We start from the raw sequence: 24,838 nt of genomic DNA on the forward strand, positions 1-24,838 counted from the left end.
GTCTTTTCCGACTCTTATTCCTGCATTTAAGCTAATAGGTATCAAAATAGAAGCCTCAAAAGTCCTTGTTTCTTCCAAGCACCCGTGCCTCCAAATAAAATAAACCGCCTCTCCCAATAGGAAAGACGGTGTTCTTCACATCAATGAGTTTACATGTAGCTGTGTTTTTTCAAAGTTTCATATTTTTTTCATTTATTCATGTTTCAAGTACTTCTAACCTCTACAAAGTATATGCAATATGCTCTTCAATATATTTCTCCAACTTAATTCGCACATAAGGCGGTAAGCCGGAAAGCATACAGCCATAGCGGAATTTATCGCCATCGGTCTCGATTCGAATCACGCGAGCGGTGATTGGCGGGAGCTCCGCTTCCTGCGGGAAGTGGATGACGATGAACATATCCGGCGCAAGTGGTGCAGCGGTTGTGATTTGCAGTCCGCTTTCCGATAAGTCGAACAGCGTGCCGTCGATGTTTTGCCCGGAGAAGGAACCTTCCTGCTCCCATTGATAGATGGACAATTTCAAGTTGATATCCAGCTTCACGCGCGTGTTCCGGCGGCGTTCGCGGCCAGAAAGCGGCGATGCCTGCTTTTCTTCAATGACAGCAGCAGGTTCGCTAGGTTTAGCGATTTGCTGCCCCATCCAGTCTTCGTAGCATTGGATGACGGAGCTCAGGTCTTCATCGCCGAGGCCTTTGCTTAATCCCATTTGGAACAAGCCCGCCGTTGTTTGCAGCAGCGGAACCGGTAATTGGAAGTTACTAGCGAGTCCTTGAGCAAGCAAGAGATCCTTGAGCATCAGCTTCAAGGAGAATTGATTGCTGAAATCGCGATTTAATATTTTATCGCCTTTGAGGTCGACTATTCTGCTGTTTGCGCCGCCAGAGCGGACAATTTCTAGAAATTTCTCAAGGTTAACCCCTGCTTTGGATGCAATAGACAAGCCTTCGGCAAAACCAAGTAGGTTAATACCCACCATGGTATTGTTGGCAAGCTTGGCATAGGAACCGGAGCCGGAAGGACCTAGATAAAGGGCTTTACGGCCCATCGCAAGGAACAACTGCTCATGTTCTTCAAACACTTCCTGGCTGCCGCCGACCATGAACGCGAGCGAACCCTCTTCGGCAGCAGGCTTACTGCCTGTGACAGGCGCATCGAGGAAATCGACGAAATGGGCGGCAAGCTCCTCGGCCAACTTTTGGCTCGTTTGTGGGGAAACGGTACTGGAATCAATAATCGTAAGAGCCGGATGAATACCGCTTAGAACGCCTTCTTCGCTGTAGAATATATCCAACAAAGCAGCGTCATTGCTAAGCATGGTAATCAGTACATCTGAATGACGGGCGGCATCGGCGGGTGTTGCAGCCACTTCAGCGCCAAGACGAGCCAGCTCGTCCGCTTTTTCGGGAGTACGATTATAAACGGTTACCATAAAACCTTTTTGAATAAGGTTAGCAGCCATGGGTTTGCCCATTGTGCCAAGTCCGATAAAGCCGATACGTTTCATGATCATTCACCTCTGGAATCATTTTATCATGGGAAATCTAACCTGTGAATGCCTTCTTTACTTGCTTTTGTACAAGCAAATAAGTATGCTAGGAAAAGGAAAAAAATAGAGATGGAGGCGAGCATATTGAGCTCTAAGCTACAATTTGACTACAGCAAGGCATTGTCCTTTTTATCCCAACATGAGGTTGATTATTTGTCTGGACAGGTAGAACTGGCACATGATCAGCTGCATAACAAAACAGGTGCCGGCTCTGATTATTTAGGATGGGTGGATCTGCCTGAGAAATATGACCGTGAGGAATTTGCTCGCATTCAAGCGGCTGCTAAACAAATTCAATCCGATTCCGAAGCGCTTGTCGTTATTGGGATTGGCGGTTCTTATTTGGGAGCACGCGCTGCGCTTGAAATGCTTTCTCATTCGTTCTATAACATTTTGCCTAAAGATAAAAGAAAAACGCCTGAGATTTATTTCGTTGGAAATAACATCTCCTCTACATATGTAACACACCTTCTTCAATTGTTGGAGGGCAAGGACTTCTCCGTTAACGTAATTTCGAAATCCGGTACGACAACAGAACCGGCGATTGCGTTCCGTATTTTCCGTGAATTGCTTGAGAAGAAATATGGCAAAGAAGCCGCTCGCAAACGTATCTACGCAACAACGGATCAAGCGAGAGGCGCTTTGAAAACGCTGGCCAACGAAGAGGGCTACGAATCTTTCGTTATCCCGGATGATGTAGGTGGACGTTACTCCGTACTGACAGCTGTTGGCTTGCTGCCAATCGCGACAGCTGGTATTGATGTGGAAGCGATCATGAAAGGCGCTGCGGATGCTCAGCGCGAGTTCGCGAATCCTAAGCTTAGCGAGAACCAAGCGTATCAATACGCTGCTGTTCGTAACGCGCTTTACCGCAAAGGCAAAACGATCGAAATTCTCGTGAACTATGAGCCGTCCTTGCATTTCGTTTCGGAATGGTGGAAGCAGCTGTTCGGCGAAAGCGAAGGGAAAGACTACAAAGGTATCTACCCGGCTTCCGTAGACTTCTCGACAGATCTTCACTCCATGGGCCAATTCGTTCAAGACGGCAACCGCATTTTGTTTGAAACGGTGATTCAAGTCGACCAAGTGGCTGATCATATTACGATCGGTACAGATGCTGACGATTTGGACGGTCTCAACTTCCTAAGTGGAAAAACGATGGATTTCGTGAACAAAAAGGCGTTCCAAGGAACCATGCTTGCTCACACGGACGGACATGTGCCGAACCTAATCGTTACGCTGCCGGATATGACGCCTTACTCCTTCGGGTATATGGTGTATTTCTTTGAAAAAGCATGCGGCATCAGCGGTTACCTGATGGGCGTGAATCCTTTTGACCAACCGGGCGTTGAAGCTTACAAGAAGAACATGTTTGCGCTTCTGGGGAAACCTGGTTATGAGAAAGAAAAAGCGGAGCTGGAAGCACGCTTACAGAAGTAAATGACGAACGTAACGAACCAAAACGATCGATCCAATCGGATTGGTCGTTTTTTTTCATAGAAAATTACCATTATTTATGTGGTAAATTTTCTTACAATATTGTCGAAGTCATAAGATGTGTGTAGAATGTAATGAAACAGTTGTTTCCTTCTACCAAGAAAGGTCGGCTATGCTAGCAAATTTCAAAACAATCCAATCGTACGGATCGTCGGAAATCATCATCAAGAAGTCGCGTTTCATCGGTCATGCCAAGCCTGTGGAGTCAGAAGAAGAGGCTATCCACTTTATTGAAGCGATCAAGAAGGAACACAAAACGGCTACACATAACTGCAGTGCGTATGTCATCGGAGACAGGGACCAGATTCAGAAGCAGTCTGATGACGGAGAACCGAGCGGCACGGCAGGTAAGCCGATTCTGGAAGTGATTAAGCATCAAGGGCTCAAGAATATCGCAATCGTCGTAACCCGTTATTACGGCGGCATCATGCTCGGCGCGGGCGGACTCATTCGGGCTTATACGGATGGAGCCGTGGTGGGCATTGAAGCTGCACAACCGATTTACAAAGTGAATCATCAGAAGGTAATGATTGAGGTTGATTATACGTGGTATGGCAAAATCGAGAATGAACTGAGAAATCAGGGAATGCTTCTCGGGGATATTGATTTTACTGATAAGGTTACAGTAACTTGCTATCCTTTGGCAGCGGCAGCGGATGCGTTTATCAACTGGGCAACAGATTTTACGCAAGGTCAAGGTGTTATTATCGCTGGAGAGAACGAGTACATCGTTCACAAGAACCTGCCCGAATAGGCAGGTTCAAGACTAAACAAAATTAAATAGGCTAAGGATGCGGAGGGATAGGAATGGCTAGGAAAGCAGTCGCGCAAGAGCTTAGCAGAGAACGAATACTTACCGAGGCGCGGGATTTATTCGCCACTTTTGGCTATCGCGCTTTAACGATGCGCAGCATCGCAAAAGCAATGGGTTACAGTCATGGTGCGTTATATTATCATTTTACTGAGAAAGCGGAACTGTTTTATGCGTTAATTAAAGACGATTTCTCCATGCTGATGCAGCGTCAACGAGAAATGATCGTGCGTGAACATGGATTTAGCGTGAATTTGCTTCAAAAGTTAATGATGGAGTTCGTCTGGTTTGGACTTAGCAATCCGAACCACTATGAAATGATGTTCATGCTGAACGAACCTGAACTTCAGCAGTATTCCCGTACCGAACAAGCGCAATGCCTCGAAATGTTCTCCATCGTCGTTCGTCAGGTTGTCACGGACCAGCCTGGTTTCGAAAGCAGAAAGTTTACTCTTCCTTGGAATTTGTTTATGTCTTTACACGGCCTCATCTCGTATTGCATCCAGTTTAAAATTACTTATGAAGAAGCCCGCAAGCTGGCTGATGAGCACATTCGTCTCATATGCGTAAGCTTGGACCTAGATTCTTATGAGCAGCAGCGGCCGCTTGTCAAAATGGTGGGTCCGCATGTGCCGATCACCAATGCCATATAACTAGTTAAGGAAGAGAGACGAGGGTCTTTCTTCTTTTTTTTGCCTGTGTGAAGCTTGTATTTTACATTAGCCCCCATGTGCATTAATATAGGGAAAGAAAAGCTGGGAAGGATGAGGGTCTAACATGGATTTAAATCAGTGGTCGGAAGAGAACGTGGAATTTATGTTTGAAGAAATAAAGAGGAAGCTGCGCATGGCTACGGGGGGCTCCATTAAGGCTTCTAACGTGAAAGCGGAAGCGTATGAGGATCTCAAAGATTTATACGACATGGTCGCAAGCAAAGATAGATTCAGTATCAGCGAGATCGACGCTATCACAACTGAGCTTGGAAAGATTCGTAAGGGATAAGCTATTATTGATAAAATGCTGTTTTTCTAGGTGTATGGCCTGGAAAAGTGGCATTTTTTTATAGACAAACGACTATTTTTCCGAGTGGGTGGACAGCTATCCAAGCGATGTTACCTACACAGGAGTACACTGTAGAGCAATGTATCCCTGGTGGCTAAAAGGAGGTGGACGTTCGTGGAATCCCAAATTCGTAAAGAAGACGTTCGTAAGCTGGTCGGCAAACAAATTGTGGCTCTTAAGAAAGACGGAACAAGCGTGTCCGGTAAATTGGTAAGAATCAGTGGTAACACGTTGATCGTAGCTCCACAAAAAGGTAAAAAAGTGCAAGTTAAAGCGATTGTTCCTTTGGTACTGTTTGATCTGTTAGCAATTGGTACTGCACCTTTTGCATACGGTGGTTTCGGTCCAGGATTCGGCTTTGGCGGCTTTGGCCCTGGTTTTGGCTTTGGTGGCTTTGGCCCTGGTTTTGGCCCAAGCTTCGGTGGCTTCTGGTAGTAAGGTAAAAGTTGAGGGCTGTGCCAAAATGGTGCAGCCCTTTTTGTGTATATCAAGACCAAGTGGACTCCTCGCACTTACGACCTTCTGGTTATTCGTACACCAATTGGTTGACGAATGAATAGGCTAGCATACAGGATTTATCCCATAGCCTTGTCAACCCATGATAGGAGTGAGCACTATGCCGAGTTCCATCGTTTTCAACATGATCAATATCAACAATCAGAATACAAATGCCACCATCGGGATCGGTGAGAATGCACAGTCGAGCTGGGATTCCCACAGTAAGAACAATTACGGAACCGGTGAATTCATCGGCAATTCGATCTCCGCTAACATCGTGAATTTGATTTTTGATAATGACTTTATTGATGCTCCAATTAATGATCAGGATTTCAAACCAGCTGTCACGAATCAAGCCTAATCGAGTGAGGTGAGTCGCATGCAGAGATCAGCTCTTTCGGCCATTCCGCTAGATCCGCCGCTCATTCAGTTTGACGCCATTCATGTGAATGCGATATCGGATGCTTCCGGCATTTTTATCGGGACGAATACACAAGTGTATTGGACAACAAGCGGCAAAGCGAATTCCGGCTTAGGCGAAGTAAGCGGCGAGAACAATTATGTAGTCAATAATGTTAACACGGTTCATGATAATGATATTATCGACGCGCCTTACACCAAAGGAGATCTCGTCATTGGCCGGGTCTAAATGGCAGCTTCCATTCACATTTAGTCAGGCGTTTGTGTGGTGCTAATGACTTCTTCCGGCTTCTTGGCTCCTGGCGTTGGGGTAAAGCCGGAGGCTTCCGCCTGCGCGGTAATCATCTCCTGAAGCCAATCAGGCGTTTCATTATCGCCGACATTGAGCATGTCGAGGAAGTCGGAGTCATTGAGCATGGAGCGTGTTCCGACTAACTGGTTGTTGTCGCCTTCCACAGCGCCAAAACCTTGTACAGTCTTCTGGTTGCTCTGAAAATCGGTCGGCCAATTGTTGCCCATATTGATACAGGATGCACTTTCAACCGATCCGATTCGAATCGAGCCGATGATAAACGTCGGTGACATGAAGGAGGACAAAGGCGAAACACCTCATTTCGTTTTGGGTTGCGGCGGTGTGTACTTGTAGCCAGTGGCGGTACGCTCTGTCGTTGACGCCGCGCCGTCGCTGCTCGGCTCCGCTGAAGCGGGTGACGGTCCCTTAACAGGGGGAGGGGTCGGCCTTGAAGCGCCCGCGGGCGGCTCTTTTGTCACTTGAGCACGTGCCATTGTCTCATCGTGAGGGCCTTTTTTCTCATTGGGCTTAGCCCCGAAGTTGTTGCCCAGATTTAAGGAGCCGCTCAGTTCCTTGATATCCAAGTGATCCAAACGAAAGGTTAGATTTTCTAAGACAGGCTGATGAACATGCAGAGTATCTATATGAATCTGCGGATGCTTGGCGGTCAGGTTGGATAACTCTTCTTCTAGTTTTTTCAAGCGCTTTTCTAATTGCTGAACGGTAAGGGAAGACGTAGTAGTAGTAGTAGAAGTGGGCTCAGATCTAGCGTGTAAGGTCGCTCCGGTTGGTGAAGGCGGTGGCGACACCTCTCTGGCTCCTGGTGGTTTGGGAGGCGGCGTTTTTTTCTTTTGAAACCACATGGTTGATTCTCAGCTCTTTCGGATAAAGGGTTGGAAATCAATGCGGTCCCCATCGCTAACGACATGTTTACCGCCGATCACGACATTGCCCTCGCCATCCACTTCTCCGAGTCCCTGATTGGTCTTCACGGAGTGCCGCCTGCCGACGATCCGATTCGTTCCCTTGTTCACACTGGATGATGCCGCAAGGCTGTCGATATGAATTGATTGAAATTGGATGCGTACCACAATAATCCCCTCCATATCCGCTTTTCCGAATGTTCTCTTTTTAATTATATGGGGACAAACGAAGATTCATTTCTCTTTTCCGAAAATCCCAAAACAAATAACGCTCAACCTGATCCTATTGCGGGCAGGTGACAGCGTCTCCGGCGGCATAAGGCGGTTGAACGTTATGTGAACTGAATAGGAATAACCTTTTCCCCATCGGGTGGTGATAAAGGAATGCGGATGATGAGCAGACCGTTATGATACTGCGCCCGCATTTGTTCGGTCAAAGCTCTTCCGGGTAAGCGAATGGTCCGCTCAAAAGCTCCGAAGAAACGCTCGGACAGCCTCATCTGCTCATCCAGCACTTGATACGGCCGGACAAGATGTCCCCGGATTAACAGCGATTGATCGCGAAAAGATAGTTGAATCTGCTCGGGGGCGGACAACCCGGGAACCTCTGCGACAACGACAAGCTCTTGCGGTGTTTCATACATATCGATTCTTGGCCCGGTTAACGGGATGATACTGGCAATGTCCTGCCAGAATTCAGGGCCCAGCACATCGCCGGCTTGCGCCGTGAGCCCTTTCCAATCGGGCTTTGGCGGACGGTTGCCTGGAGGATTCATCGACCATCATCACCTGACTTTTGCATAAAAAATAGCGCTGCAAGCAGCTTGCTATTAGTTTATGTGCAGCCGCGGCGGATTATGGCATCTCTTGGGAAGCGGATCAATGCGGGGGTCGCTGCTCCGCCAATTTCTGCTGCGCCATGCGCACGAGTTCCTTGACCATCGCTCCGCCGATAGGACCGCCAACCTTGCCCGCGTCTTCCGAGCTCAATTGGCCGTTGTACCCTTGCTGAAGGGGAACACCCAGTGTTCTGGCGACCTCATATTTGACCAAATCAGGCCGCTCTGGATTTACATTGTATCCTTGATTTCGCATGACTTGAGCTTTAAGAATTCCCAGTCCATGTTCGGATCCGGGCACGATGGCCCGGTTGCTTCTTCTACGTGCCATTAGGCATCACCTCTTGGTGATTAGGATACCCCACGGCTGGTGGGACCATTAGCCCGAAATGTAAAATATTTATGCCCCAAATAATTCCCAATGGTGTATAAGCCATTTCCCACCAAAATGGCGCCATTGTGCAGCCAATCTGCCCGCAACTCAGGCCACAGTACGCCTGCGGCTTCAGCCAAAAGCAGACCGCAGCTATAAGATAAGCCATAACAGCTTAAAATAATGATCGCAAATTTCCACCAACTGCTGCCCACACTGGCATTCGAGCGGAAGGTAAACGTGCGATTTAGTGTATAGCTGACGATTGCGCCAAGCGTATTCCCAGCGAAGGTCGAGAGCCAATAGTTCAGATGCAGCACATTGAAAAAAACGAAACTGGCGGAAAGGCCAACCAACGTATTGAATACGCCGACAAGTAAAAATCGTAGGAAGCTTCCTGATAACAATGCTAATAATCGTTGTTGTATCATGTTATCGGCGGTTTGAAGCAGCCGGGATGGATGGAGGGTTTACAGCAGGCAACTCCGCTTGCTCCTGAGCATCCTGAGCGCTTCCTTTCAATACTTTTTCAATGACAAAAAGCGGCCGTTGCTTCACTTCTTTATAGATTTTTCCTATATATTCGCCAATTAAACCAAGCGCCAGCAGCTGCACACCACCAATGAACCATACGGACAAGACCAGTGAAGTCCAGCCTGTCACATTGGCTCCCAGCAGTTTGCCAACAATAGCATAGAGGGCGGCAACGACACTAAGAAGAAACAGGACGAATCCCATTAATGTAACAAAACGGATCGGAGTTACGCTGAAAGACGTGATGCCGTCGAAAGCGAAGGCAAGCATCTTGCGCAGCGGATATTTGGATTCTCCGGCGAAACGTTCTTTCCGAGTGTAATACACTTGAGTGGACGGGAAACCAAGCAGCGGCACCATGCCCCGCAAGAATAAATTAACCTCTTGGAATTTCTCCAAATTATCGAGAGTACGCTTGCTCATTAATCGAAAATCCGCATGATTGTAATGTATTTTTACCCCAAGGGAAGTCATTAGCTTATAAAAACCTTGCGCGGTTGCCCGTTTGAAAAAGGTATCTGCAGACCGGTCCTGACGGATACCGTAGACGATATCGAAGCCCTCGCGGAATTTGAGGACGAACTCTCGGATCACATCCGTATCATCCTGGAGATCCGCGTCAATGGATACGACACAATCGGAATAAGATTTGGCGTGCATGAGACCGGAAAGTAAGGCGCTTTGATGCCCCGCGTTTCGAGCCAGTTTTAGACCGGTAACAAAGGTGTTTGAGGCGTGAAAGCGTTCGATCAGCGACCACGTTGCGTCTTTGCTGCCATCATCAACCAATAGCATGGTGCTTGTGCTTGCGACCAGTTGATCGGTAATGAGGGCGTCGATGACACCGCTGAGCCGGAAAACCGTTTCCGGAAGAACTTCCTCTTCGTTATAACAAGGGACCACAATGGTTAAAATCGGAGTAGCCACAATACCTCGTCTCCATCCTGAATAGATCATATATGTAGAGAATGATACAGGCTTTCATTATAACGTAAAAGCTCACAAAAAAGTAAGCGGCCGAGACGAATTCATCGTCCCAGCCGCTTGTAATCGTCATTACCAACCAAATCCGAAGGTACTCAATACGATAACCAAGAGGATGAATAAAACGAGGACTACAGCAGCTCCATTGTAGGTTGTTCCGCATCCATAACTCATGTCTATCCCTCCCTTCACAAAATTACTATATGTCATTCATCTAGATGATGTATGGATGAATGTCCATAGTGATTCATTTTATTTGGGGATGTATCCGCTTGATGTTGCGATGCGGGGCTGATCACGATAGAGTTTCCCATTTGGCCCACATTTCGGGCGGATTCAGCTCATAAACTTCGTTTTCCCGGAACATAAACTGATGCATAATAAACTCCCGGCGAATCGTTGCGAAATCGGGATGATATTGTTTAATCCATTCGTTCAGCTCTTTCTCCGTATAGGTGCGCCCCTTTTCGAGCTGGTCAATGAGGTGTCCCAGAACGATCAACTTCTTTTTAAGCTGAGCAGGGATATGTTTTAGCTTGCCGTCCTGTGTGAAAAAGTTGCGAATGATGGACAACTTCAGGTTCTGACGGGTGTCTTCGGTCTGCATGGTTGCGGATTCTCCTTTCTGATTTTTGAAAATGAGATCGGCTGTCGCGCTGGCGTTGCTGCGGATAAAATACTCATTTAACGCGAAATAAATCGTATTCTTGTCACGGCGTTCGTGAATGAGGCTGGCTTCACGGAGTTTAGCGGCATGATGCGTAATTGTAGCGGGCGTAACGCCTAGTTTCTCCGCAAGCACTTGACCGTTTAATTCCCCATCTCTCAGCAAAATGAGCATGCGAATACGCGTCGCGTCAGACAGCGCTTTATGGTAGGTAATAATTTTATCTAACTGCATGGCGGGGCACCTTCTTTACAAAACTAATTTGTTGCTCATCTAATTAGATATTAATTAAATTAGATTGTGAAGTCAAGACGGCGGGATCGGAAGTGCTCAAAAGTTTCTTATTTAGTTCTGGTCATGTAAAATAATAGACAGAGTGTTCATCATGGTTTTTGATTAAAAGGGGATTGGCCTAATAATGCGTGTACTTATAATGACGGCAGTAGCGCCTGAAAGGGATGCTGTGCAGCGGGGGCTTGGCCATGACAGCAGGTTTGAATTCGCTTTGGCTGGCGTAGGCCTTGCGGCGGCAGCCGTTAATGGTGCCATGGTGCTGGCCGCAGCACCGTATGATTTGGTTGTTATCGCCGGTATTGCCGGCGGATTTCCCGGACAAGCGGAGATCGGATCGCTTGTGGTCGCGAGCGAAATCATCGCCGCGGATCTTGGGGTGGAGCTGCTGGACGGCTTCAGCTCCCTCGACGACCTCGGCTTCGGCACAACGCGCGTCAGCGTTGCGGCCGGCATAGCCGAGCGACTAACGGCGGCGCTCACGGCAGCCGGCCTTAGCGCGCGCACAGCGCCAGTGCTCACGGTAGCGACAGCTACCGGGACGGCCGCTACCGCTGCCGCGCTTGCAGCGCGCGTGCCCGGAGCCGCCGCCGAAGCCATGGAAGGCTTCGGCATTGCCACGGCCGCTGCATTGCGCGGCGTGCCTGTGATTGAAATTCGCGCGATTTCCAACGCGGTTGGTCCGCGTGACCGCGATGCTTGGCGCATCGGGGACGCTCTACAAGCTTTAGAAGCTGCAAGTTCAGTCTTAGCGGAGGTGCTTTAAAATGAAAATTGCGTATTCACCTTGTCCCAATGATACTTTTGTGTTCCATGCTTGGGCGCATGGCTTAATCCCCGGCGCTCCGGAGCTGGATGTCCTATATGCCGACATCGACATTACGAACAAGCTGGCTGCCGAAGGCACTGGCCCCGACGTGCTCAAAATCTCTTACGCCGCACTCCCATGGGTGCTGAAAGAGTACGCCCTGCTGCCCTGCGGCGGCGCCTTGGGCAGAGGCTGCGGTCCGCTCGTGCTGACGCAGTCCGGCGGAACAAACCCTGACCCGGCTCAGCTAAGCGGCCGCCGGGTCGCCGTGCCAAGCGAGCGCTCGACCGCGTACCTGCTGTTCCGCCTCTGGGCGGAACAGAACGTCCCCGGCGGCGTCGGCGAAATCGTGGTCATGCCGTTCCACGAGATCATGCCCGCCGTGCGGGACGGCCAGATTGACGCCGGCCTCGTGATTCATGAAGCGCGCTTTACTTACCCGTCGTACGGGTTAGCGCTTCTCAAAGATTTGGGCAGTTGGTGGGAAGAAGACACCAACTTGCCGATCCCGCTCGGCGCCATTGTAGCGCGGCGCTCGATGGATCTTGAGGCGCTTGCGGGCTGGGTCCGCGCCTCCGTGGAATACGGGTGGGCGCATCCGGAAGCTTCGCGCGACTACGTCATGCAGCACGCGCAGGAGATGGACCCGCAGGTCGCTCAGGCGCACATCGACCTGTACGTGAATGAGTTCACCGCCAATCTTGGCGATGACGGGTATGGCGCTGTTTTGACGCTGCTTCAGCGCGCAGCAGAGGCAGGCATTGTGCCGCAGATGGATTATGCGGCATTGTTGAAGTAGGTAGGGGAACTACAGTCCCCTATTTAGTGTTAAAACCACCGTGCCCGGCAGCAAGGGAACTGGCGTCCGCTATTCTCCCGATTCTCGGAGAAAAGCACCGCCTTGGGCTGAAATAGCGCCCTATAGTTCCCCCAAATTAGCTATTTCCCACTATTCACGCCAAATAGCACCCTGTAGTTCCGTAAGGACACACAAGTAGCACTATCAACATAAAAGAGGACCGAAATCCCAACCCTGTTGGAATCTCGGTCCTCTTTTCATCTCAGTTGAATCTCATTCCTCTATCTCAAATCTCTTGCATCATTATCCTCACGCTTATCATCCAATCAAATTCTGCGGCTGCCCTTCAAGAAAGGCGCGCACATTGTTAACAGCAGTCATCATCAGTCTGGCGCGCGCTTCTTTGGTTGCCCAAGCAATATGCGGGGTGATGAGCACATTTCGCGCATGCAGCAAGGGATTATCCGGCGTTGGCGGCTCTACCGTCAAAACGTCGAGACCGGCGCCTGCCAGACGCCCTTGGTTCAAGGCCTCAGCAACATCGGCCTCATTCAGAAGACCGCCTCTAGCCGTGTTGATGAGGAAAGCCGTAGGCTTTATAAGTGCAATTCGGTCTGCATTGATAAGTTCCTTTGTCTCCGGGGTCAATGGACAGTGGAGAGAGATGACATCGGACTGCTGCAGAAGCTCACCCAGCGAAACCCAAGTAAGGCCTTCGACAGGCTCAGGTGTACGTCTACCGCTGCCTGTGGCAACTACGTTCATGCCCATGGCCCTGGCGATAAGCGCCACTTGCTTGCCGATTTGGCCTAAGCCGATAAGGCCGATCGTTTTGCCGCTTAGCTCCGTGAGAGGTGATACCGTGTAGCAGAAGTCAATTGAGCTGGACCAGCCCCCTTTTACAACGCTATCGCTATGCTGCTGTACTCGGTTGCAAAACTCCAGCAATAGAGCAAAAACCAACTGAGCAACCGATTGCGTGCCATATGCAGGAACATTGGTTACAAGAATGTCATGCTCCTTAGCCGCTTGTAAGTCAATAATGTTATAACCCGTCGCAAGGACGCCTATGTAGCGAAGCTTAGGAAGCTGCTGTAATGTGGCTGCGGAAAGCGGCGTCTTGTTCGTTAACACGATGTCAGCTTCAGCCGTGCGATCCACAATCTGTGATTCAGCGGTACGTTCATAGACAATAACTTCTCCGAGAGCGTGTAAACCGTCCCAGTCCAAATCGCCGGGATTTAACGTATAACCGTCAAGCACAACAATTCGCATTTGTAATAACTCCTACTGGCTTATTTTTTTGCGGGCAATTCACGGAAAGGGTTCATGAACACCTTCGGAATGTTCGTTTCAAAACGCAGCAGCTCACCCGTTGTCGGATGCAAAAAGGCAAGTACGCGCGCATGAAGTCCGAGGCGGCCGATTTCTTTTGTTTTCGAACCATATTTCTTGTCGCCGACGACTGGGTGTCCGATGTCCTGCATGTGGACGCGGATCTGATTTTTACGCCCGGTTTCCAGATTAACCTCAAGCAGGGAGAAGTTCCGGTTCGCTTGTAGCGTTTTGTAATGTGTTACCGCGTGCTGACCGTCATTTGGATAAGGTGTGGAGTACATTTTGAGAGATTTGGGATGCTCCTTCAGCCAGGAAGAAACGGTGCCCTCTGGTTTTTTGACCAACCCTTCCACCAGGGCCACGTATGTACGCTCTTTCACACTATCCTGCCAGGTGTTTTGCAGATGCTGCTGAGCTTTTTCGTTTTTGGCGAACATCATGACACCTGAAGTATCCCGGTCGAGTCTATGCACAACGAAAATCCGGGCTTTCGGATCAAGGTTACGCACATGTGCCGTCAGCTGGCGGTAGGCGGTAATTTGGTTTTCCTCCGGATTGGTTGCGATCGATAGAAGTCCGGAATCCTTTTGAATGACGATAACATCCTCATCTTCGTGCAGAATGGACATCCCGGCGAGCGGGATATTTTCTACGATTTTCTCTTTGCTGATGGTTACCGTTTGCTCAGGCTGCAGGGGGTGGTTGTAAGCGGTGACGGCTTTACCATTCACGGATACCTGTCCGCGTGCCAGGGTGGCTTTCACGGAATTTCGGCCAACGCCGGAAAGCTTTTCCAATAAAAAGGGCAGCAGCTCCGTTGCCTCTTTAACCGTATACTGGCGCGTGTTCGCCTCCGTAATGGCTTTGGTTGAAACCGGTTTATGCGTTTGGCTCTTGTTGATTTTGAGCTTGGGGTTGTGATTTTGATTTTTGCCAGGGCTTTGATGCTTGCCTTGCTTTTTTGGCATAAAATGACCTCCTTTTCAATAAATACGCACGCCGATCTAATTGTGTATGTCTAACAATATATCATGTTCACAAAAACAATAGAAACGTTAACATGCAATTTCATGTGTGATGAAGCGGAAAACTCAGCGTCTGTAACTTTTGTGTAACCTCCGAAAGCGTATAGTAAGAACATATCAAAAGAATATTGCTCCTTACATAGATGAAAGGACGGGTACTTTTCATAATGGGAAAATCGTTCGATTTCTTAACGTTCCGGCAAGCACGCAGGATCTTCATGCAAGGGATTCAATTTTTGTATAGAACGAGAGCAATCACGTATGTTCGGGAGCAAACGAACGAAACACCGCATTTTCTTACAGAGGCATGCCACCCTGACGCTAATCAAGGCATTCTTGCGGTGACGAACCATTATATCGCATTCTTTGACCGAAATAAAAAAACGATGGAAAGGTTCCCATTGCTGCATACAACCGGCTTAGGTTTTGATACGATTGATTCTCAGCCAGTTGTCTGGATTGAGGGATCATTTGAACAGGGGACTGGACGTCATTATTGGTACGTAACGAAGCAGAGACCCTTCCTTGAGGCTGTGAAGGAACAGATGGAAAAAGGCGTTGTTGCCCAAGAAATTGCAGCCATCAAGCGGAATCAAGCGAAGCTGGACTCCTATATGGCGACTGTGAATACAAGACTAAATGAGAACCGTGAAACGATTTTGTGCAGCATGAAAGCAGAGATCGATGACCATGCGGACACGCTCTTGCAGAATATGCAAGTTATGCTGGAAACCATGTGGGAGGTTTTCCTGACGGGTGCAGCGCCGCAATTGAAGATTTTGAACCCGGAAGAAATGCAGCTTTTTAGAGACAATATTATTTGTTATGCAGCAGTTAAAGGTAATCGCATTGCGAAAATTGTGCTGGAGGCCAGGGGCTACAACCTGCCTACGGAAGATGTATTTATAGAAAGCGATGTTTTTATCAATGAGTATTATAATACGGTGTTACCTCCGTTTGAAGTTTTGGAGTTGGTATATGAGGATGTTCGCACCGTTTACCAAAAGTTTTTTCCCGCAACCGCTTTGCATCAAGAGCAAGTTGCCATGATTATTTCTGAGGCTGTTAATCTGGGCTACAGAGTGACCATCGCGAACGCTATGGTTATTGTGAAAACGCCACTGCGCATTGCGAATTAAATAGAAAGCTTTGGAAGGTGCACTCTGCGGATTGCGCTTTTTTTGTATAGAAGGTGGAAACCTCCAAAGAATTTTGTACAGCTAGTCATATTGTTTAAATGCCCTGTTCCTTATATGATAGAACCTAACATAGAACGGAATGGTGGTGCATCGGTGTCTTTTGCGCAAGTCAATGGCGTTAGCCTTTACTACGAATTTATTACATCCACGCGCGACTCCGAAGAAACGATCGTTTTTTTTCATGGAAACGGTTTTGACTCCTCACGATGGGGACAATTGATTGACGGCTTAAAAGAGGATTATCATCTGCTGCTTGTTGATCTGCGTGGATGTGGAAAAAGTGAACCAACCTTAGGCGAGATCTCATGGGACCTATTTGTCGATGATATTTATACGTTGATTGGGCACTTGAATCTGCAAAATTTTCATCTGATAGGACATAGTTTTGGAGGGTCCTTGGCCATTTTCTTCGCCATCCGGTACCCGAAGCTAGTGAAATGTCTCGTCCTTATCTCGATTAACGTGCTGTTTCCAGAGACGAGTGGGAGCACTGTCATTAAGAACTATATGGATTTGATTGAAAAATACGGTATGGGCTATATGCTCCAACATTTTCTTCTCCCTTCGCTAACGGTCCATCCGTTTCGACATGAGGAAGCTCAGCGTTTGTACAACATGTATGTAAAAGTGCCCGTTGAAAGTTACATGAAACTATTTAAGCTGCATATTGAGCAACGACCTGTCAGTGAATTATCATGGATTCAAAGTCCTACCCTGCTGCTTGCTGGGGAATGTGATACAGTTTATCCTTCTTCTTTCCAAAATATGACGGCCGAGCTTATTCCGGACGCTACGTTTTATATCGTTCCCAATGCTGCGAATGCCATATTTATCGATCAGCCTGATGTAACGGTCGAATGGATCAAGGGTTTTATTCAAAGGAAGATGAATCTACCGGCAGAAGTGGAAGACATGGAGCCGTCGGAAATGGCAAGTTCCGTTCAACACATGTGGGATTCTTACCTGCAAACGTTGATCCCTAGCAGAAAAAATCCGGAACCCGTTATGAAAGTGGAACTTTTATTCGGATTTCGGGTGAGCGTGAACGGACAGGAAATTTTGGATGGCTGGAACAAACGATATGCCCAAAATATCTTCGTCTACTTGGTTTTACACCCGTCTTCAACCAGAGAAGATTTGTGCGATGCGATTTTTCCAACGCTGCCCTTACCTATTGCCCTGAAAAATTTAAAGGTTTATCTTAACTATTTGAAAAAGTTGCTTACCTATGATCAAGATCAAAACTCAATTTTGAAAACGGACCGTAAGCAGTTATATTTACAGTGCAAGATCCAGTGCGATCTTCTTGATTTTTTTGAACATATCAAACAGACCCTGCATCACGAGGATAACGAAGCGGAGATGTATGATCGCTGTACTAGATTGTTTCGTTTTATACGCAATAAGGAGATTATGCCAGGTATTTTTGACCAATGGTTCATTGAGAAGAAAGCGAGAGCAGAATTCAGATTAGGTTTACTAGCGGCTTGGTTGTCTGGACAGGAGATGAAGCGGGGGAATGTCATGAAAGCAGCCGAATTTCAAAAACTCGCTAACTATTATACCAACGTAGAAGAGTAAGAGGGAGCTTGGTCAAGCTGCCCTCTTTTTATTATTTATGCACAGATAGTGTGCTCCCCATGAAAAATTCCCCCTGCAGCCGCACGTGTTCGAAGGGTAAATGCGGGTTGGCAATCCGCCAGAGCATCCGGTCTGCGGCGCGATAGCCCGATTCGCGGATAGGCAGCTGTGGGCGTGAGCACAGCGGGAGCGTATCGATTTGCTCGTTGAGCAGCGCGATAAATGAGCATTGCTGCGGAATTTGGACGCCCATTCGACGCAGGGTATAGTACACTGGCGCAGCCTCTTCGTCGATGCCGCAAATAACAGCCGATGGCTTGCGCTGTTGATAGAGCTGTTCGACATCGTGCAGCCACTTGTCCGTGCCATCGCGTTTGGTGACGTGCTCCCGCGGTTCGACTGCATAGCCGGCTTCCTTCATGGCTTCGCAAAACGCCTGCCACCGAATAACGAACCCCCGCTGATCCTGCGTATCTCCCACGTACAGAATATTCCGATGCCCCATTCGGACTAACCTGCGTACGGCCTGGAACATCGCTTCGTACACATCCCAAATGACACTATCCACTTTTGATTCCGGTGGGGGGAAATTGAGCAAAATCCGTGGCAGCGGCAGCTCCAGCAGCTTCTGCTCCAATAGATCGTGATTCATTCTCGGCGCGATGAAAATTCCTTCTGCATATAGCAGCTCCTGATCTTCCGCCCAGCTTTCAAATTGTGAGGGCTTCAGATCCGGCGGGATGAGCAGCGGCTGGACGGTATGTCCGAATTCCATGAACCGCTCATGAAGGCCTTGCAGCAGCAAGCGATTGAAATTCAAGGACATCTTATTTTGAACGAGTACAAATCTGCGCTGAACGACAGGGTACGGAGAGATATGATCAAGCTGCAGCGTTTGTTTCTGGTCCTTGGTCATATAACCAAGCTCGCGTGCAAGTTTAAATACTTCACTGCGTGTTTGTTCAGACATGCCAGGCAGTCCGCGAAGTGCCTTGGATACCGTTTGAATCGTTAAGCCAAGCTGAGCGGCGAGATCATGGAGCGTTATTCTTTTGCGCATAAGTTCCGAAGTCCCCTTGTACGAGTATGTAGTAATTTTAAACTAATTTTAAACTAAATTGAAAGTTAAATTTCAACTATACTTGGGAAAAGCGAGACAGCAGCCTGAATACTAAGTTCTGAATTCGATACAAGGGAGAGATCGAGATGAATAAAATCATAGAAGCGGATATTGTTGTTGTTGGGGGCGGTCCGGCAGGTGTTAATGCAGCTATTGCTGCAGGGCGGAGTGGGGCTAAGACGGTTTTAATCGAAAAGTATGGGTTCATTGGCGGGATGTCAACGGCTGCGCTCGTATATCCTTGGATGACCTTTCATACGACGGAAGGCAAGCAGGTGATCAAAGGACTTGCGCAGGAGATCATCGATCGTCTTATGGCGATGAATGCTTCCCCGGGGCATCTCCGAGACACCGTTGGATTCGTGAACACCATAACGCCGTATCACCCTGAGATTTACAAAGTACTGGCGGTGGATATGCTCAAGGAGGCAGGCGTTAAGCTGCTTTTCCACAGCTTTGTTGATCAAGTGGAGACTGCGAATAACCGTATTCAAACGGTGCAGCTTACATCCAAATCCGGGAGAATCGATGTCCGCGGCAAAATATTTATCGACACGACGGGGGATGCCGATCTGGCTTACTTATCTGGCGCTCCGTGCCTGCAAGGCCGTGACGGGGATAAGCTGACACAGCCGATGACGATGAAATTCCGTATGCGCGGCGTGGATTTGGCGGGTGTGAAGCAGTACATGATCGATCACCCGGATGAGTTTTATAAAAAGACACCGTTCTCCGAACTGGCTGAACTGCCATTGTCCGGTGTGCTGGGTTACTTCAAGCACTGGAAGGAAGCGAATTTGCCGATCAATCGCGATCAGGTGCTTTTTTTCACAGGGCCTGAAGAGGACGAAGTACTGGTCAATACTACGCGTGTACAAGGGCTTGACGGTACTAACGTGGAGGATTTGACCGAAGCGGAAGAGCTTGGACGCAAGCAGGTGTTGATGGTGGCGGAGTTCATGAAAAATAACTTGCCAGGCTTTGAGAAAGCGTCGATCTCATCGGTCGGCGCCCAGATCGGCATTCGTGAAACGCGCCGCATCGACGGCCAGTATGCGTTGCAGGTGGACGATGTCGTGCAAGGCCGCCATTTTGAGGATGTCATCGCGCGAAGCGGGTATCCGATCGACATCCATGATCCTTCCGGCAAGGGCGTGACGGCTGCCTGGGTCAAAGGCGATGGCGCCTATGACATCCCTTACCGCTGCCTGCTCCCGCAAAAGATCGAGAACCTGCTCACTGCAGGACGCTGTATCTCGACGACGCATGAAGCGTTAGCCACGACGCGCCTGACTCCGAGCTGCATGGCAACGGGCCAAGCAGCTGGCTCGGCTGCCGGCCTTGCCGTGAAGCACGGCGTACTGCCGGGCGAGATTGATATTGCCGAGCTGCAGGCTTTGCTTGTGCAGGACGGGGCGCTGCTTTCGTAGTTTGTGAATGCGAATGTCAGCTGTATTCCCGAGAATAGGGGACCACAGTTCCCTGAGTAAGGGCATAGCGGTATTCAACGCTTGGTTATTGGACTATGTTTTTTGCGCGAGGGAACTACAGTCCGCAATTTCGTATAAAAGGCACGGTTTTCGCCTGCGATGGGAACTAGCGTCCGCTATTTTACCGGTTTTACGTGGAAATCATGTCAGTGCTGTGAAGTAAGACCCTGTAGTTCCCCTATGTTAGAGGAAACAGTTGTATTCCCCAGAATAGGGGACCACAGTTCCCTGAGTAAGGCATAAGCGGAATTCACCGCTTAATTATTGGAATTTGTTATTGGCAGATGAGGTGAAACTCCAGATAATCGGCAGAAAGTGGATCGGAGTGTGGCAATTAGCAGGAGTAATCGACGCAACTCAGTGGCAGTGAAGCAAACCCCGACTGAGGTGATGTTGTACAAAGCCGTATGCGCACCCCCGGCATAGGGAATACTTATACTTACTCAATGTGTGAGAAAGGGTGGGTTTCCCTATGCTTTTATATCAATTAACGCAGTGGTTCGAAGAACGCACATCTCTGCAGCAGGCGCTGCAAAGCGGCACGGCTGAGAGCAGCAGCGATTTGCAGCAAAGGATTCAAGACGTTGAACAGCAGCTGCAATCCCATGCCGAAAGATGGAAAAATGCGATCCAAGAAGCCTCATATTTGCAGTTTCCCTATGAAAATCCGCAGCTGGACGATGATATGGTGCTATAACCGTTACGAAGCGTGCACCTTTCTCTGCACCTTTGTATTTCCTCGGTTTTCGTGTAGAATTAGAGAGAACGATAAACGAGAATAGAACGAGGTCTTTTTACAATGAAAGTACTAGTAACGACGTTGAATGCCAAATTCATCCATACATCCTTGGCGCTGCGCTATTTGAAAGCGTTCTGCGAGAAGGATTTTGATGTTGAAATTACCGAATATACGATCAAAGACCCAGTGATGAACGTTGTCTCCGACCTGTACCAGAGGGCGCCGGACGTGCTGGGCTTTTCCTGTTACATTTGGAACATTGAAGAGACGATTCATATTATTAAAATGATTAAAAAAATCAGGCCCGAAATCCTAATCGTGCTAGGCGGCCCAGAAGTATCTTACGATACGGAGTACTGGATGGAGCGCATCCCAGAGGTGGATTTCATCGTTATGGGCGAAGGCGAAGAGACCTTCCACCAATTGTTGACGGAGATCTCAACGACGCGCAAATATCACTTCGTGTACGGGCTCGCGTACCGCAAAGGCGAAGAAGTCGTGCTCATGCCGGGCAGACCGAAACTCAAGCTCGATGACATTCCGTCACCGCATCGGTTCAAAGAAGATTTGCCGAGTTTGGCGAACCGCGTCGTTTATTTCGAAACGAGCCGCGGCTGCCCGTTCTCTTGTCAATTCTGCCTTTCCAGTATTGAAGTGGGCGTGCGTTATTTTGATATGGAACGGACGAAGTCGGATCTTCTGTATTTAATCGATTCAGGCGCGAAGCTTATCAAGTTCGTCGATCGGACGTTTAATATCAAACGGGACTACGCGATGGAAATTTTTGAATTTCTGATTGCCAATCACCGCGGCGTCGTGTTCCAATTCGAGATTACGGCAGACATTATGCGGCCGGAGGTTCTTGATTATTTGGCTGAAAATGCGCCGCCGGGCACGTTCCGTTTTGAAATCGGCGTGCAGTCTACGAATGATACCACCAATGAGCTGGTGCAGCGCAGACAAAACTTCATGAAGCTGAGCCGAACCGTCTCCAAGGTGAAAAACAGTTTCAAGATCGATCAGCATCTCGATCTGATCGCTGGTCTTCCTGAAGAGGACTACCAGTCATTCCGTAAGACGTTTAATGATGTTTTTGAGCTAGGGCCGGAAGAGCTGCAGCTTGGTTTCCTCAAAATGCTGCGCGGCACCGGGATGCGCAAAGACGCGCATAAATATGGCTACGTGTATATGGATCATGCGCCGTATGAAATTCTGGGCAACGACATTCTCCCGTTCACGGATCTAATCCGCATCAAGCGGGTAGAGGACGTGCTCGAGAAATATTGGAATGCGCACCGCATGGACCATACGGTCAAATATTTGATCGCTCATGAATTCGACTCAGCCTTTGATTTCTTCCAAGAGTTCGGAGACTACTGGGAAGGCCGCGGCTGGCAGAAAATCGGGCATCAGCTGGAAGATCTATTTACCCGCCTGCGCGAGTTCCTCCTGGGGCGTGAAGCGAAGAACATGCCTGTTATCGAAGCTCTCATGAAGCTGGATTATTTCCTGGGGCATAAGTATAAGCCGCGTAAAATCTGGTGGGATTTCACATTGGAGAAATCCGAGCAAAACGCTTACCTCAAGCTTCTGTCCGAGCAGCCGGAGCTTGCAAGCGGCGACTTCCATCTGCTTCGCATTAATGAAAAAGATCTCCACAAGCATGCGATGCTTGAGGTGCTGCCTTTCGCTTTGCAGACGTATCTGCAAACGGGTGAGATCGACAGCTCCAGTCAGGAGCTGCTTATCGTACACTTCCCGCCGGATGCCCAGCTTCCGGCTAGCTGCTACAGTATGCCGCTGCACATGGCGGCGACTGTCTAGAAAAAAGCTCCACGCCCTTCGTCATGATGAGGGGAGCGGGGCTTTTTTCGCATAAAAATAGGCCTTTTCAGGGTAATCTAGGGGAGTTGACCCATAGGCTGCTTGCTAAACTAGCACCTGATCTGAAAGGAGATTTGCTGCATGATTGAAACGAAGAATAAATTGGAAGAACAGATTGAACAAGTTCTCGACGCTAATAAAATTTGTTCGTTTGCCACGGTTGAGGGAACGAAGCCAAAAGTGCGCTATATGGCGCTGCATCATGAAGGGCTGACCTTGTATCTAACTACGAATCGGAAGACGGATAAAGTGGACGAGGTGAAGGACAATCCCAATGTCCATATCCTGGTTGGGTATGATGGGAGGAAGTCCTCTGACATTTTGCAGATTCAAGGGACAGCGACGATAAGTAAGGATAATACGCTGCGTGAAAAGCTGTGGACAGACGAGATGGCAAAATGGTTTGACGGTCCGCAGGATCCCAACTACGTCGTTCTAGACATCACGCCTTCGTACATGGAATATATGAGCAGTGGCACTGAACCGCAGATCTGGAAGGGGTAAATATACGTTTTCCTGAAAAAACCATTGACCACAGGTGAGGTTCAATGATACGATTGAAAAAATTTACCTATGGATCGATGAGGAGGAAATTGTAAAGTGGCTACGTATTACTTGGAACCATCCCGCACATTCAGCGAGTTTCTGTTAATTCCTAACCTGACAACAAAATCTTGTACACCAGCGAATGTTAGTCTTAAGACACCGCTTGTCAAGTTCAATAAAGGCGAGGAGCCTGCAATCTCGCTGAATATCCCGTTTTCATCTGCTGTCATGCAAGCCGTATCCGACCATGGAATGGCAATTGCTTTGGCGCGTTGTGGCGGGATTTCATTTATTTTTGGCTCGCAGTCGATCGAAGCGGAAGCACAGATGGTACGGAAAGTGAAAGGGTACAAGGCTGGCTTTGTCGTAAGCCGCTCTAACTTGACGCCCGATCATACATTAAGCGATGTGCTGGCATTGAAAGAAGAGACGGGGCATTCCACAGTAGCGATTACGGACGACGGTACAGCGAACGGCTTGCTGCTGGGTATTGTAACTGGCCGCGATTACCGCAAAAGCCGTGATCCGCTGGATCGTCCGATTCGTGAGTTCATGACGCCTTTTGATAAACTGATTTACGGAAAGTCGGGGATTACTTTATCGGAAGCAAACAATTTAATTTGGGATCACAAGCTGAACTGTTTGCCGATTGTCGATGAGCAATTGAAGCTTGAAACGCTTGTTTTCCGCAAGGATTACGATGAGCACAAAGAAAATCCGATGGAGCTTCTTGATGCTAACAAAAGTTATATTGTTGGTGCGGGAATCAATACCAAGGATTATAAAGAAAGAGTTCCTGCTCTTGTTGAGGCGGGAGTCGACATTTTAGTTATCGATTCCTCTGATGGTTACAGTGAATATCAGCGTGAAACGGTTCAGTACGTGAAAGAAAACTTCAACGTGAAAATCGGGGCCGGCAACGTTGTCGACCGTGAAGGCTTCCTCTACCTCGTGGAGTCGGGTGCGGATTTCGTGAAAGTAGGAATCGGCGGCGGTTCGATTTGTATCACACGGGAACAAAAAGGAATTGGCCGCGGTCAAGCTTCCGCCATCATGGAAGTCGTCGAAGCGAGAGACGAGTATTTCAGAGAAACAGGGACATATATTCCGATCTGTTCCGATGGTGGTATCGTGCATGACTACCACGTTACGCTAGCTCTAGCTATGGGCGCTGATTTCGTGATGCTCGGCAGATATTTCGCTCGTTTCGATGAAAGTCCAACCAGAAAGCTGAAAGTAGGCAACAACTTCGTGAAAGAGTATTGGGGCGAAGGCTCCAATCGTGCCCGCAACTGGCAGCGTTATGACACAGGCGGCAAAAGCAAGCTTTTATTCGAAGAGGGCGTGGATTCCTATGTCCCTTATGCGGGTAGCCTGCAAGAGAACTTGGATAAAACGCTTGGCAAAATTAAATCCACCATGTGCAACTGCGGATCGCTAACTTTGGATGAGCTGAAAAGCAAAGCCAGAATTGCGCTTGTTTCGGCAACCAGCTTAGTAGAGGGCGGCGCACATGACGTTATTTTAAAAGAAAGCTCCCTGTCGGAAGAATAGGCGGCACTCCTCAAT

The 24,838-nt window shown here is 48.5% G+C and carries 29 protein-coding genes; 16 read left to right on the forward strand and 13 right to left on the reverse strand.

Translation table 11 applies throughout. The features are described 5' to 3' along the window. Window positions 1-220: 220 nt before the first annotated feature. Window positions 221-1,507, reverse strand: a complete 1,287-nt coding sequence (locus PCH02S_RS18820) for an NAD(P)-binding domain-containing protein (protein ID WP_127455480.1) — start codon at window positions 1,505-1,507, stop codon at window positions 221-223. Between the two features lie 126 nt (window positions 1,508-1,633). Between PCH02S_RS18820 and PCH02S_RS18825 the strand changes: the two genes are divergently transcribed. From PCH02S_RS18825 to PCH02S_RS18855, 7 genes are all read left to right on the forward strand, one after another. Then, the gene (locus tag PCH02S_RS18825; protein ID WP_127455481.1) at window positions 1,634-2,989 is read left to right on the forward strand and encodes a glucose-6-phosphate isomerase; all 1,356 of its coding nucleotides are present in this window, start codon (window positions 1,634-1,636) and stop codon (window positions 2,987-2,989) included. A gap of 169 nt (window positions 2,990-3,158) precedes the next feature. After that, window positions 3,159-3,800, forward strand: a complete 642-nt coding sequence (locus PCH02S_RS18830; protein ID WP_127455482.1) for a YigZ family protein — start codon at window positions 3,159-3,161, stop codon at window positions 3,798-3,800. A gap of 53 nt (window positions 3,801-3,853) precedes the next feature. Beyond that, the gene (locus tag PCH02S_RS18835) at window positions 3,854-4,510 is read left to right on the forward strand and encodes a TetR/AcrR family transcriptional regulator (protein WP_127455483.1); all 657 of its coding nucleotides are present in this window, start codon (window positions 3,854-3,856) and stop codon (window positions 4,508-4,510) included. Window positions 4,511-4,634: 124 nt separating this feature from the next. Then, complete coding sequence (locus PCH02S_RS18840) at window positions 4,635-4,859, forward strand: DUF1128 domain-containing protein (RefSeq protein WP_127455484.1); 225 nt, start codon at window positions 4,635-4,637, stop codon at window positions 4,857-4,859. 174 nt (window positions 4,860-5,033) lie between these two features. Next, window positions 5,034-5,354, forward strand: coding sequence for a 50S ribosomal protein L33 (locus tag PCH02S_RS18845; RefSeq protein ID WP_127455485.1), 321 nt, complete (start codon window positions 5,034-5,036; stop codon window positions 5,352-5,354). Between the two features lie 181 nt (window positions 5,355-5,535). After that, complete coding sequence (locus PCH02S_RS18850) at window positions 5,536-5,778, forward strand: spore germination protein (protein ID WP_157317981.1); 243 nt, start codon at window positions 5,536-5,538, stop codon at window positions 5,776-5,778. 18 nt (window positions 5,779-5,796) lie between these two features. Next, on the forward strand, window positions 5,797-6,066 hold the full coding sequence (locus PCH02S_RS18855) for a hypothetical protein (protein ID WP_127455487.1): 270 nt from the start codon (window positions 5,797-5,799) through the stop codon (window positions 6,064-6,066). A 20-nt stretch (window positions 6,067-6,086) separates the two neighbouring features. Here the strand turns inward: PCH02S_RS18855 and PCH02S_RS18860 are convergent, their stop codons facing one another. From PCH02S_RS18860 to PCH02S_RS18900, 9 genes are all read right to left on the reverse strand, one after another. Then, window positions 6,087-6,434, reverse strand: coding sequence for a hypothetical protein (locus PCH02S_RS18860; protein WP_246069154.1), 348 nt, complete (start codon window positions 6,432-6,434; stop codon window positions 6,087-6,089). A 12-nt stretch (window positions 6,435-6,446) separates the two neighbouring features. Then, on the reverse strand, window positions 6,447-6,938 hold the full coding sequence (locus PCH02S_RS18865) for a hypothetical protein (RefSeq protein ID WP_127455488.1): 492 nt from the start codon (window positions 6,936-6,938) through the stop codon (window positions 6,447-6,449). Between the two features lie 63 nt (window positions 6,939-7,001). Next, entirely contained in the window at window positions 7,002-7,220 is a 219-nt protein-coding gene (locus PCH02S_RS18870) for a hypothetical protein (RefSeq protein ID WP_127455489.1), read from the reverse strand. A gap of 164 nt (window positions 7,221-7,384) precedes the next feature. Further along, on the reverse strand, window positions 7,385-7,828 hold the full coding sequence (locus PCH02S_RS18875) for an Hsp20/alpha crystallin family protein (RefSeq protein WP_127455490.1): 444 nt from the start codon (window positions 7,826-7,828) through the stop codon (window positions 7,385-7,387). Window positions 7,829-7,931: 103 nt separating this feature from the next. Next, window positions 7,932-8,222, reverse strand: a complete 291-nt coding sequence (locus tag PCH02S_RS18880) for an alpha/beta-type small acid-soluble spore protein (RefSeq protein ID WP_127455491.1) — start codon at window positions 8,220-8,222, stop codon at window positions 7,932-7,934. A gap of 20 nt (window positions 8,223-8,242) precedes the next feature. After that, entirely contained in the window at window positions 8,243-8,695 is a 453-nt protein-coding gene (locus PCH02S_RS18885; RefSeq protein WP_127455492.1) for a GtrA family protein, read from the reverse strand. A 1-nt stretch (window position 8,696) separates the two neighbouring features. After that, complete coding sequence (locus tag PCH02S_RS18890) at window positions 8,697-9,755, reverse strand: glycosyltransferase family 2 protein (protein ID WP_276562912.1); 1,059 nt, start codon at window positions 9,753-9,755, stop codon at window positions 8,697-8,699. A gap of 99 nt (window positions 9,756-9,854) precedes the next feature. Next, window positions 9,855-9,956 carry a YjcZ family sporulation protein gene (locus PCH02S_RS18895; RefSeq protein WP_127455494.1) on the reverse strand — a complete coding sequence of 34 codons (102 nt, stop codon included), beginning with the start codon at window positions 9,954-9,956 and terminating at the stop codon, window positions 9,855-9,857. 121 nt (window positions 9,957-10,077) lie between these two features. After that, window positions 10,078-10,683, reverse strand: coding sequence for a DUF2087 domain-containing protein (locus tag PCH02S_RS18900; RefSeq protein ID WP_127455495.1), 606 nt, complete (start codon window positions 10,681-10,683; stop codon window positions 10,078-10,080). Between the two features lie 184 nt (window positions 10,684-10,867). Between PCH02S_RS18900 and PCH02S_RS18905 the strand changes: the two genes are divergently transcribed. After that, a complete protein-coding gene (locus PCH02S_RS18905) occupies window positions 10,868-11,506 on the forward strand; it encodes a futalosine hydrolase (RefSeq protein ID WP_127455496.1) in 639 nt (212 codons plus the stop codon). A gap of 1 nt (window position 11,507) precedes the next feature. Beyond that, window positions 11,508-12,347: a 1,4-dihydroxy-6-naphthoate synthase gene (locus PCH02S_RS18910; RefSeq protein ID WP_127455497.1), complete on the forward strand. Its 840-nt coding sequence runs from the start codon at window positions 11,508-11,510 to the stop codon at window positions 12,345-12,347. A 318-nt stretch (window positions 12,348-12,665) separates the two neighbouring features. Here PCH02S_RS18910 and PCH02S_RS18915 read toward each other — a convergent pair whose 3' ends face one another. Next, entirely contained in the window at window positions 12,666-13,622 is a 957-nt protein-coding gene (locus tag PCH02S_RS18915; RefSeq protein ID WP_127455498.1) for a D-2-hydroxyacid dehydrogenase, read from the reverse strand. 20 nt (window positions 13,623-13,642) lie between these two features. Further along, entirely contained in the window at window positions 13,643-14,653 is a 1,011-nt protein-coding gene (locus PCH02S_RS18920; protein WP_127455499.1) for an RluA family pseudouridine synthase, read from the reverse strand. A gap of 224 nt (window positions 14,654-14,877) precedes the next feature. On the opposite strand from PCH02S_RS18920, the gene PCH02S_RS18925 reads away from it, so the two are divergent. Beyond that, entirely contained in the window at window positions 14,878-15,849 is a 972-nt protein-coding gene (locus tag PCH02S_RS18925) for a hypothetical protein (protein WP_127455500.1), read from the forward strand. A gap of 153 nt (window positions 15,850-16,002) precedes the next feature. Continuing rightward, window positions 16,003-17,490 (forward strand): alpha/beta fold hydrolase, encoded by a 1,488-nt coding sequence (locus PCH02S_RS18930; RefSeq protein WP_164819623.1) that lies wholly within the window; start codon window positions 16,003-16,005, stop codon window positions 17,488-17,490. Window positions 17,491-17,521: 31 nt separating this feature from the next. Here the strand turns inward: PCH02S_RS18930 and PCH02S_RS18935 are convergent, their stop codons facing one another. Continuing rightward, window positions 17,522-18,550, reverse strand: coding sequence for a LacI family DNA-binding transcriptional regulator (locus tag PCH02S_RS18935; protein WP_127455502.1), 1,029 nt, complete (start codon window positions 18,548-18,550; stop codon window positions 17,522-17,524). A gap of 146 nt (window positions 18,551-18,696) precedes the next feature. On the opposite strand from PCH02S_RS18935, the gene PCH02S_RS18940 reads away from it, so the two are divergent. From PCH02S_RS18940 to PCH02S_RS18960, 5 genes are all read left to right on the forward strand, one after another. Further along, window positions 18,697-20,040, forward strand: coding sequence for an FAD-dependent oxidoreductase (locus PCH02S_RS18940; RefSeq protein WP_127455503.1), 1,344 nt, complete (start codon window positions 18,697-18,699; stop codon window positions 20,038-20,040). 532 nt (window positions 20,041-20,572) lie between these two features. Continuing rightward, window positions 20,573-20,797 carry a hypothetical protein gene (locus tag PCH02S_RS18945; RefSeq protein WP_127455504.1) on the forward strand — a complete coding sequence of 75 codons (225 nt, stop codon included), beginning with the start codon at window positions 20,573-20,575 and terminating at the stop codon, window positions 20,795-20,797. Between the two features lie 102 nt (window positions 20,798-20,899). Beyond that, window positions 20,900-22,663: a B12-binding domain-containing radical SAM protein gene (locus PCH02S_RS18950; protein WP_127455505.1), complete on the forward strand. Its 1,764-nt coding sequence runs from the start codon at window positions 20,900-20,902 to the stop codon at window positions 22,661-22,663. Window positions 22,664-22,804: 141 nt separating this feature from the next. After that, a complete protein-coding gene (locus PCH02S_RS18955) occupies window positions 22,805-23,227 on the forward strand; it encodes a pyridoxamine 5'-phosphate oxidase family protein (RefSeq protein ID WP_127455506.1) in 423 nt (140 codons plus the stop codon). A gap of 96 nt (window positions 23,228-23,323) precedes the next feature. Next, complete coding sequence (locus PCH02S_RS18960; protein WP_127455507.1) at window positions 23,324-24,823, forward strand: IMP dehydrogenase; 1,500 nt, start codon at window positions 23,324-23,326, stop codon at window positions 24,821-24,823. The last annotated feature ends 15 nt before the right edge of the window (window positions 24,824-24,838 follow it).

Source organism: Paenibacillus chondroitinus NBRC 15376 (genome assembly GCF_004000765.1).
Taxonomy (GTDB): domain Bacteria; phylum Bacillota; class Bacilli; order Paenibacillales; family NBRC-103111; genus Paenibacillus_E; species Paenibacillus_E chondroitinus.